This window comes from Microcystis sp. M_QC_C_20170808_M3Col, from assembly GCF_007095505.1.
Classification (GTDB): Bacteria; Cyanobacteriota; Cyanobacteriia; order Cyanobacteriales; family Microcystaceae; genus Microcystis.
Genome location: NZ_SFBY01000421.1, coordinates 1 through 9838, shown reverse-complemented (window position 1 = coordinate 9838; position 9838 = coordinate 1). Strand labels below are relative to the sequence as shown.

Here is a 9838-nt window from a genome sequence, read left to right as displayed (position 1 = left end):
AATGATGACAATAAGTTATGACTTAGAAACTAATCAACAACTAAAGCTTATGCTTGTAGCTAAGTGAAATCATTGATTAAGAGACCTGTACTTTTCAATAACTTTTTCAGCAAACCCTAGGTAATTGGCCAGCTCAAAACTGGTAAAACCCCACACCCTGCACCCTACACCTGGCCTCCAGGAAAAACTTTTTCAGCAGACCCTAATTAGTTAATACCAATAACTAGAACTTTGTTGGGGTTCAGGGGCAAAAGCTAACCAGTAGGGGAATTGTAAAAGAGCAAAATTGAGCCGTTCTTCGGTATCATCGATGATAATGAGCGGTGAATACTTATCCTCGATTAAACGTTCCGCTTTTTGAATTAAAGCTTCGGGAGACTCAAAGAGAACGATGCCGCGGTCTGGTCCAAAATCGGCGCGGGAAATGCCGAGACAATCTTGGAGGCCGCGCCGCCATTCGCCTAAACGTTCGGGACTATTAGCCAGAACTAGAGAACGGAAGCGATCGCCCTGTAATTCCGCCATAATCGAGATAATTGCCGAAGCGACCAGAATATTCTGGAGACGGCTGCCCATACCGCGAACAGTACCCCGGCCTCCCTGTTTAAAGAACCACTGTTGCACCCGTTCGGCGTGAATTGGTTCAAAAGTGCGCCGTAGTTGCCAAGGGGGACCGTAATAGTCAGGACGACTGCGATAACGGTCTAAAAGAGTTTGGATGCGCTGATTTTGGTCAGAAAAGCCCTGTCTAGGGGTGGATTGCCCCACCGGTTCCGATTCATAACCCGAACGGTTAGAACGACGGGGTTCTTGCCAATTATCCTGGCCCTGGTTACTGGTACGGGAGGGACGGGGACGTTCTTCGGGATAATCTCGGCCTTGACTGCCACGGGATGGGCGCGGGTTTTCCTCCCGTTCGGTCCGCAGGGGAGGTTCCACGGAGCGGGGGGATTTTTCGGGGGTTTCAAAACGGGGTAATTCCAACTGTTCGGCAGCCGCAGCCAAATCCTGTAAACTGCCCACCAGATAGTCTTTAAATCCCTGAACCCGCACGGCTATGTCCTGGGAGACTCCGGCGAAATTACTCCGCATTTCCTGCCGAATACGCTCACGACGGCGTTCTAACTGTTCGATCGCCAATTCTAAAGCCTGTTTGCGTTGTTCTAGGTCTTTTACGCCTTCCTTGAGCATTCTTTCCATTTGAGCTTTGATATCCCCTAGTTCTTCGGCGATCAAGCGTTCTCTTTCCGCTTTTAATGCCGAGATTTCTGCCTCTAGGCTCTGTTTTTGCCGTTCTAGAGCCGAGATTTCCTCCCGCAGGGGTTGCGCTGGCGCTGCGGGAACTAATTCGCCTTCGGGGGCGATTTCCGATGGCAGGGGATTCTCTACTGGGCGATCGTTCCAGAGATCGTCAAAACTAAATTCTTCGACAGATTCATTGGGTAAGTCTGTCATTTTGTCAAGGGGTAAAACATTAAAATCTTCTGAATTCATCGGATTTAGAAATGCAGAGCGAACAGAGGGCCAAGGCAGGCAATTAAGACGCTATTAGCTAGATTTTATTTTATCTCAATCTTAGTTCGCTTCTGAGTCGATCGCTTGCGATGCTGCTAAAGGATAGTATTTTTCCAGGCACAGTCTCAGGGTTGCGCTGTCAAAGATAATTGGCAAAAAATGAATGCTGTTAATTTCTTTGAAATAAAATAAGATCGGGACTTGATTCCAGAAAATACGCCAATTTTGCCATTCTTGGTAGGGAAAGGAGCGAATTTGTTGCCCGGACAGATAGACATCTAGGGAGGTGGGGGTAAACTGGAGACGAATGCGGGTAGTCTGGAACATCAAGAATAGCCCTAACAGGGAGAAAATTATTCCGATCCAGACCTGTAAAAAGAGTAAAGGCAGCGATAAAATTACCAAAAACAGGGGAATTCGATAGTTAGGAGCCAGTTCGATCGTTCCTGTTACTTCTTGCGGGGAAATAGTTTTCATCGGTGTCCCTATCGGCAGTCAGCCAAAATATCTTCGCTTCTAGTTTATCGCATTGTTTTTCCAGAGGCGATCGAGATAATCGAGACTCGATCGGGGATGATCTGGTGATGTCATGGTATCGTAGAAGGAGACTTTACCACCATAGGCGCGCCGGAGATTAAAATCAGTTAAGACCTTAGATCGTTGATCGGCGAGGATTAATTCTGTATTTAAGAGGATTAAATCAGCAAAATGGGTGATAGATTCGCCTAAATCATGGTTAACCACCATGACAATTTTATTTTCTTGGGCTAACTCACCAAAGATATTAAAAAGGATGCCCTCGGTTTTTTGATCTACCCCAACGAAAGGTTCATCAAAACAGAAAATCTCCGCTTCTTGGGCCAAAGATCTGGCTAAAAAGACTCTTTGCTGTTGTCCTCCCGACAGCTGACCGAGGGGACGATGGCGTAAATCAGCCATTTCCACCCGTTCTAGGGCATTTAAAGCCTGTTGACGACTAATATGGGAAAAAGGACGAAACCAACCCGTTTTTCTGACTCTCCCCATCATTACCACATCCCAAGCGGTGACGGGATAGGTCCAGTCGATTTGAGATCTTTGGGGAACATAAGCGACTTTATCCAGTTGTTGCTGTAGAGATTGCCCTTGATAGTTAACGGTTCCCTGTTGTACGGGAATTAATCCTAGCATGGCTTTGATCAGGGTACTTTTGCCCGCACCGTTGGGACCGATAATACCGGTTAGTCGTCCTGGATAAATTTTCAGGGTGATATCCCGTAGGGCTTCCACGCCGCGATAATATACTCCTAGATGACTAACTGTAATTGTCGTTTGCATAGTTGTTACCCTGAGTCTTCATTTCTAGCATAACTAAAAATGAGACAATTATGAAGCAACCATGAAAAGATTATGAAAGATAGGCGGGGTGAGATTAATCGCCACTCAGTAAAGCTTCCACGAATTCGTAACTGGAAAAAGGCCGCAGATCCTCGATTCCTTCCCCAGCGCCAACAAAGCGAATCGGTAGGTTAAGCTGACGCGCTACGGCAAGGGCAACACCCCCTTTAGCTGTACCATCGATTTTAGTCAGGATCACGCCGCTTAATTGGGCAGCTTCCGAGAAAACCTCTGCTTGTCGCAGCCCGTTTTGTCCTAAAGTGGCATCGAGAACTAGAAGGGATTCCACCACGGCACTCTCGGCTTTTTTGTCGATAATGCGGCGAATTTTGCTTAATTCTGCCATTAAGTTCTTTTTATTCTGCAATCTTCCCGCCGTATCCACTAAGAGTAATTCTACCTCCCTGGATTTAGCGGCTTCGATGCCATCGTACACCACGGCGGCCGGGTCGGTATTTTTGCCCGGGTTGGCAATTACTTCGACTTGCGATCGCTCTCCCCAAACTTTCACCTGTTCCACGGCAGCCGCGCGAAAGGTGTCGGCAGCGGCGATCATACAGCTATAGCCAGATTGTTTAGATAAATGGGCTAATTTGCCGATAGTTGTCGTTTTACCCACTCCGTTAACTCCTGTGAGCATCCAGATATTTAATTTGCCTTTTTCTGGCTCAAAACCGGGGTTGCTATAATTGGCTAAAGGTGCATCTAAAATCTCGCGGATAATTTCTTTGAGATATTCGATCGCTTTTTCGGGAGGCAAAGCTTCCTGTTTTAGCTTATTTTGGAGGGTAGTGATAATATAATCGGTGGCATCTACCCCCACATCAGCCTGAAGCAATAAAGCTTCGATTTCCTCCACCGCATCTTGATTGAGGGGACCCTGACCGACCACGGCCTTAAGCTGATTGACCAAGCTGCGGCGCGTTTTGCCTAAACCCTGACGCAATTTTTTTAACCAGGTGATTTCTTCTTCGGAAACGTCCTCTGCTTGTCGTCCCTGATTGGCTAAAACTTTGGCCGACCAGATAAAATCCTCATCCGGTTCTGTGGGGGTTTCGATGGCGGTTTCTTTGAGAATTTCGAGGCGCTCGGATTTTTTCAGCCATGCGGGGGTATTATCCTCGGTTTCCTCTTCTTTAACTGCTTCTTCCTCTTGCGGAGGTTCGGTTTCAGCAATAGATGTTTCAGGGGTTTCGCTAACGACGGCCTCGGCCGTGGCTTTTTTCTCTTGAATATTTTTAAAGGCTTTTTTGGCCCAATCTAAATATTCTTCCTGACTGGTTGCCTCGCTGGGGGTTTCCTCTACGGGTGCAGGGGGTGCTTGTTCTTGTTCGGGTTGGACTTTCTGACGACGGAACCAGTTAAACATAGGAGAAACTAAACATAAAACTATTTATCTAGTTTATTTTAACCCTTGGGGTGAGCAATTTTGATAGTTAGATTTTTAATTGTGGATTTCTCAGCATTTTTTGCCAGAGATTAAGAGAAAAATATGATCCGAGCAACTCAATCGATAACCTTGATTAAGGATAACTTTGTCTCTTTTTAGGGAAATGCTGTATCCTAGAAAATAGAATAGGAAGGAGAGTCAAAAATGTTAACCGCTACCGACACTAAATATTATACTCCCGAAGAATATCTCGCCCTAGAGGAAACGTCCGAAGATAAACATGAATATCGTCAAGGAGAAATTATCCCAATGGTAGGAGCAACAACTAATCACAATCAGATTTGTCTAAATTTTTGCCGTAATTTTCCTTTAAATATCAATAATCAAGATTATTATACCTACATGGAAACGGTGCGTTTATGGCTGTCAGATTATACCATTTACACCTATCCCGATGTGATGGTGATTAAAGGTCAACCTCTCTATCAAGGGAATAGTCAATCTAACGTGATCAATCCTTTAATTATTGTCGAAGTTCTCTCTAATTCTACCCAAGCTTATGAGCGAGGGGACAAGTTTAAATTCTATCGTTCTTTGCCAACTTTTCAGGAATATATTCTGATTGAACAATCTAGTTATAGTGTGGAACGTTATTATAAACAAAAGGATGATCAATGGTTAATTGATTTCTGCACGGGAGAAAATGCGGTTTTACAATTGCTGTCAGTGGATTGGCAGATTTCTTTTCAAGATTTATATCAAAGAGTCAATTTTGACCTAGCGGAAACCTAAAATTAAGAGAAAGGTGAAAAAGATTGGGACCGGAATTGAGCAGGAAAAGGTCGCTGTCAAGAAAATCATCGTTCCTAAGCGCGTCAGCGGATTTCTGAGATATTTAAGATACACTTTTCCGAGCAACTCAATCGATAACCTTGCTTAAGGATAACTTCGTCTCTTTTTAGGGAAATGCTGTATCCTAGAAAATAGAATAGGAAGGAGAGTCAAAAATGTTAACCGCTACCGAAACTAAATATTATACTCCCGAAGAATATTTAGCTCTAGAGGAAACGTCCGAAGATAAAAATGAATATCGTCAAGGAGAAATTATCCCCATGGTAGGAGCAACAACTAATCACAATCAGATTGCCGGAAACTTCTATCGAAGATTTCCTCTGACTATCAATAATCAAGATTATTATACCTACATGGAAACGGTGCGTTTATGGCTGTCAGATTATAGCATTTACACCTATCCTGATGTGATGGTGATTAAAGGTCAACCTCTCTATCAAGGGAATAGTCAATCTAACGTGATCAATCCTTTAATTATTGTCGAAGTTCTCTCTAATTCTACCCAAGCTTATGACCGAGGGGACAAGTTTAAATTCTATCGTTCCTTACCAACTTTTCAGGAATATATTCTGATCGAACAATCTAGTTATAGTGTGGAACGTTATTATAAACAAAAGGATGATCAATGGTTAATTGATTTCTGCACGGGAGAAAATGCGGTTTTACAATTGTTGTCAGTGGATTGGCAGATTTCTTTTCAAGATTTATATCAAAGAGTAAATTTCGACCTAGCAGAAACCTAAAATTAAGAGAAAGGTGAAAAAGAGTCGCTGTCAAGAAACTCATCATTTAATTAGCTTTGCAATAAATATGTAATCTTTTTTGGTATAATAGACGGACTACTATTGTTAAATCTATGGAAGCTCTAGATTTTTCCGATCAACTACAATGGACAGCAGAAGCAAAAGCAAAACTGAAAAATATTCCCTATTTTGTTCGTTCCCAAGCGCGTCAAAGGATAGAAGAATTAGCTCGTCATGCCGGTTCCGATCGAGTTACCGTGGAAATGGTAGAACAGGCTAGAGTAGAATTTGGACAGTAGATTTTTAGCCGCCAATTTGGGACATAGTACGGGTATAAATGCCGCTTGATGTGCCGGAATCACGCAGTTTAAAGTTTATTTCTGCTTTCAGTTCCATTAATTTCCCGACTTTTTCCCTGATTTCTGCCGGCGAAATTCCCTGACGGAGGGCAGTTTTTAGGTCAATTTGTCCAGTTTCGTTGAGGAGACAGGGACGCAACCAACCATCGGCCGAGAGACGTAGGCGGTTACAGCGATCGCAAAAACATTCCGACATCTGACTGATAAAGCCAATTGTACCCTTAGCCCCCGGAATTTGAAAAACATCTGCTGGACCATTTCCCCGCACTTGACCCTCATTTAAGCCCCATTTCGCCCGAATTCGCCCTCTTAATTCCTCGTTCGCAATCCAAGCTTTTTCTTGAAATAAATCACCGTTACCGATGGGCATAAACTCGATAAAACGGACGTGCCAACGCTTCTCGATGGTCAAAGCCGCTAAATCTTCCACTTCTGCCTCATTTATCCCCGGAATCACCACCACATTCAATTTTAAGGGGTCAAAACCCACCCTCTGGGCTGCTTGAATACCTGCCCAAGTTTTTTGCCAACGACTCCGGCCGCGATTACCGATAATTTTATCGAAAGTGTCGGGGTCGAGGGAGTCTAAACTGATATTAATCCGTCTTAGTCCGGCATTATACAACATTTCGGCTAAATTGTCAAGTAAATAACCATTAGTGGTCAGAGCTAAATCGCTAGTGGCAGATAAAGAGGCGATATCGCGCACAATCTCCACTACTTCGGGATGTAAGAGAGGTTCCCCACCAGTAAGGCGAAATTTGCGGAAACCGAGGGGAATAAAGACATTTTTGACTAAAGTAAGAATTTCCTCCCGGGTGAGTAAATCTTGCGGTCGAACATAGGACAATTCTGCATCTTCAGGCAGACAATACTGACAGCGAAAGTTACAGCGATCGATTAAACTAATCCTGAGATAGTCAATTTGGTTCAAGTTCACGGGCAAATACTGTTATAAAACTTCATGAATTTATCATAACAATTCTGGCTCGATCGATATCTAGACATCGGGCTAAGTTTCCAGAAAACCACGGTAACATCTGGATATTAGTCTATGATGACAATAGATTTGGTCAATGGCAAGAGCCAATAACCATTCGGAAGTTTGACAATTTTTCTTGATTGTACTTAACTAAAAAGGTCAGCTAACACCGGCAAGAAATATTAAACAATCCTCTAGATATGGACAAACAGAATACTATCTAAATTGAGCGAGCCAGTAATGCTATGATCAAAAATCATTGCTCTTGAGATGGTAATTTGTGTGATGTTACCTTTTTTGCTACCCATTGCCCAAACTCCCCCTAGTGTAGAAATAATTCGACCGGTGCAGGTGCGTCCTTTACCGAATCAACTAGATCAAGTTCCCGTTTTTAATAGCAATAGTCCCGAATTATTGCTAGGAGAAGGGATTTTGCTTTCGACTTTTCCCCCCCAAGAGAAAAGTTTCCCCTCGGCCCATTTAAATTATGCTTTTCAGGGACGCTTTGATATTTTTGCCCACCATATAGCGAGGGGGAGTTTTCCCGATAATTTACGCACCCTTTATCTGGGTATATTACTCCACAATCCCAGTCCTAATCCCGTGACTGTTAAAATTTTGCAGGGGGCTAGTTATTTGAGTCAACCCGATGCAGCTTTTATCGATTTACCGGCACAAGTGGAAAATAATCAGGGGACGGTTTTTGCCGGGCCGGGAAGTCGGGTAATGGGGGATATTTTAATGGGGCAGCGTCAGGATATTTTTCCCGATCGGATTATTATTCCGGCGGGTGAGAGTTTTATGGTCTTAAATGCAGCGATTCCCGTGCGCGATTTGACTCCCCCTTTAAACGGTAGATCCACTTATCTCCGTCTGGAAAGTGACGGTCTTCTCTACGCTGCTAGTTTAGCTCTTTATGCACCTTTAGATGAAAATGGGCAGGAAAGACCACCAAATCTGACAGAATGGGAAAATTTGCTAGAAAAAGGCGATTTATCGACTCCGCGGGATCGAGCGCCCACTCCTCCCAATAGTCAAGGACAGATAATTTATGGACGGGTAGCGGGGGTGTCCCAAGGTTCAGCTTGGCCAGCCCGATTAGTCGATCGAGCTTCTTTATGGTTAAATATTCCTGATTCTGGTCAATCTATAGCCTATGGGATTAGCACCCTACCCGGAGGCAAACTGGGAACGGAACAAAATCAAAGTGCTACCATGTTAGTTCGCTATCCCGATACGGCCTATCAAGCTCATGGTAATTACGGTGTGGAATATAGGTTAAGTTTACCTCTATTTAATCGCAGTGATGAAGCGAAAACAGTGACTATTGCGCTAGAAACACCGATTAAAGAGGATATTATTCGGCAGGGTTTGCGTTTTCTCGATCCGGCTGCCCCACAAGTGTTTTTTCGGGGAACGGTAGCCGTCAATTATAGCGATGACCAGGGACAGGCACAAAGCAGATTTTTCCATCTCGTCCAAAGACGCGGACAAGAGGGGCAACCTTTAGTGACTCTGACTATTCCTCCAGGGGATTGGCATATAGTACAGGTAAATTTTTTATATCCACCAGATGCAACTCCTCCGCAGGTCTTAACGATTAAGACCGAGTAGAACAAGTTTAAAATTGGCCGTTAACGATCGCAATATTCCATTGACCGTCTTGGTTGGTTTCAAAGGCAATTTGGCGACCATCACCGCTAATGGTGGGATTACGGACGCTTCCCCGCAGGTTAGCGGTTAACAGGGTTGCACGGGACAGGGAACGATCATAAACCATGACATCACTTTTGCCGCGTTCGCTGGAGACATAGGCAATTAAACGACCGTCAGCATTCAGAGATGGCTGATCTTGGCTAGAATCGCCACGATTTAGGTTAGGGAGATTAACTAAGCGCTTTTCTTGCAGATCGAATAAATATATACTACGACGACCGGAGCGATCGGAAGCGAAGGCTAAATAGCGACCATCAGCACTATAACTGGGGAATTGATCGGGAGCAAAACTATTTAAACCACCGGCGGGAACTTGAGGAGTGATCAAAAGAGGAGAATTACAGCCACTTATCCCCGATAACAGCCCAAAAGAGGCCAAAAATCGCCCCAGCCAGACAAAAAAAATTTTTTCTTTCATCTTGACTTTTGACCCCAAATGTGCTAGTAACTTTCTTCCTTGCCGACGGTTTTGAGGGTAAGTAGTTGATTGCCTTGACTAAGACTATCGGCGATCGCTTCTCGAATCGGGAGGTCAATACTGGTTTCAGCGAGGATTTCTTGGGCTTTTTGCCGCAAATCTGCCCCAGTATCGGCATCTACTTGGTCTAGATCGAGTAATTCCTGCGATAGCTGTTCGATCGAATTCGGGTTAGTCATAGCTCAGGCTCCCAACAAGCTTAATTACATACAATCCCATTTTGACACTCCTGGGCCTAAAGGCGTGAGGATTCTTGAGCTAATCACAGCCCTTTCTGGTTTCCCTTACTTAGGTCTTACACGATTAGGTCTGAACCGAACCTACTAGAATATCACTTGCTATCTAGTTATCCTTTTTCTGGTTCACTCTCCAAGCGTTTTGGTCTTTCAACCAAGATTTGGGTATGCCCTACCCTATCTGTCTGAC

At 44.1% G+C, this 9838-nt stretch carries 11 protein-coding genes; 4 read left to right on the top strand and 7 right to left on the bottom strand.

Annotation, left to right across the window (positions count from 1 at the left end):
* Positions 1–210 precede the first annotated feature (210 nt).
* From EWV84_RS19440 to ftsY, 4 genes are all read right to left on the bottom strand, one after another.
* Positions 211–1494, bottom strand: coding sequence for a DUF3086 domain-containing protein (locus EWV84_RS19440; protein ID WP_287079454.1), 1284 nt, complete (start codon positions 1492–1494; stop codon positions 211–213).
* An 81-nt stretch (positions 1495–1575) separates the two neighbouring features.
* Positions 1576–1992 (bottom strand): DUF3119 family protein, encoded by a 417-nt coding sequence (locus EWV84_RS19435; protein WP_286823907.1) that lies wholly within the window; start codon positions 1990–1992, stop codon positions 1576–1578.
* 39 nt (positions 1993–2031) lie between these two features.
* Positions 2032–2832, bottom strand: coding sequence for a metal ABC transporter ATP-binding protein (locus tag EWV84_RS19430; RefSeq protein WP_287079451.1), 801 nt, complete (start codon positions 2830–2832; stop codon positions 2032–2034).
* 94 nt (positions 2833–2926) lie between these two features.
* The gene (ftsY, locus tag EWV84_RS19425) at positions 2927–4261 is read right to left on the bottom strand and encodes a signal recognition particle-docking protein FtsY (protein ID WP_287079449.1); all 1335 of its coding nucleotides are present in this window, start codon (positions 4259–4261) and stop codon (positions 2927–2929) included.
* 225 nt (positions 4262–4486) lie between these two features.
* Between ftsY and EWV84_RS19420 the strand changes: the two genes are divergently transcribed.
* The 3 genes from EWV84_RS19420 (at position 4487) to EWV84_RS19410 (ending at position 6176) form a co-directional block, all read left to right on the top strand.
* Positions 4487–5074 carry a Uma2 family endonuclease gene (locus EWV84_RS19420; RefSeq protein WP_287079446.1) on the top strand — a complete coding sequence of 196 codons (588 nt, stop codon included), beginning with the start codon at positions 4487–4489 and terminating at the stop codon, positions 5072–5074.
* 215 nt (positions 5075–5289) lie between these two features.
* Positions 5290–5877 (top strand): Uma2 family endonuclease, encoded by a 588-nt coding sequence (locus tag EWV84_RS19415; RefSeq protein WP_287079444.1) that lies wholly within the window; start codon positions 5290–5292, stop codon positions 5875–5877.
* A 113-nt stretch (positions 5878–5990) separates the two neighbouring features.
* A complete protein-coding gene (locus EWV84_RS19410) occupies positions 5991–6176 on the top strand; it encodes a PCP reductase family protein (RefSeq protein WP_002771508.1) in 186 nt (61 codons plus the stop codon).
* 4 nt (positions 6177–6180) lie between these two features.
* Here the strand turns inward: EWV84_RS19410 and moaA are convergent, their stop codons facing one another.
* Positions 6181–7170: a GTP 3',8-cyclase MoaA gene (gene moaA, locus EWV84_RS19405; protein ID WP_287079441.1), complete on the bottom strand. Its 990-nt coding sequence runs from the start codon at positions 7168–7170 to the stop codon at positions 6181–6183.
* Positions 7171–7488: 318 nt separating this feature from the next.
* Here moaA and EWV84_RS19400 point away from each other — a divergent pair, with 318 nt between their 5' ends.
* Positions 7489–8832 carry a DUF3370 domain-containing protein gene (locus EWV84_RS19400; RefSeq protein WP_287079439.1) on the top strand — a complete coding sequence of 448 codons (1344 nt, stop codon included), beginning with the start codon at positions 7489–7491 and terminating at the stop codon, positions 8830–8832.
* Positions 8833–8839: 7 nt separating this feature from the next.
* Here EWV84_RS19400 and EWV84_RS19395 read toward each other — a convergent pair whose 3' ends face one another.
* On the bottom strand, positions 8840–9352 hold the full coding sequence (locus tag EWV84_RS19395; RefSeq protein WP_287079438.1) for a TolB family protein: 513 nt from the start codon (positions 9350–9352) through the stop codon (positions 8840–8842).
* Positions 9353–9375: 23 nt separating this feature from the next.
* Positions 9376–9591 (bottom strand): hypothetical protein, encoded by a 216-nt coding sequence (locus EWV84_RS19390; protein ID WP_002737387.1) that lies wholly within the window; start codon positions 9589–9591, stop codon positions 9376–9378.
* Positions 9592–9838 lie beyond the last annotated feature (247 nt).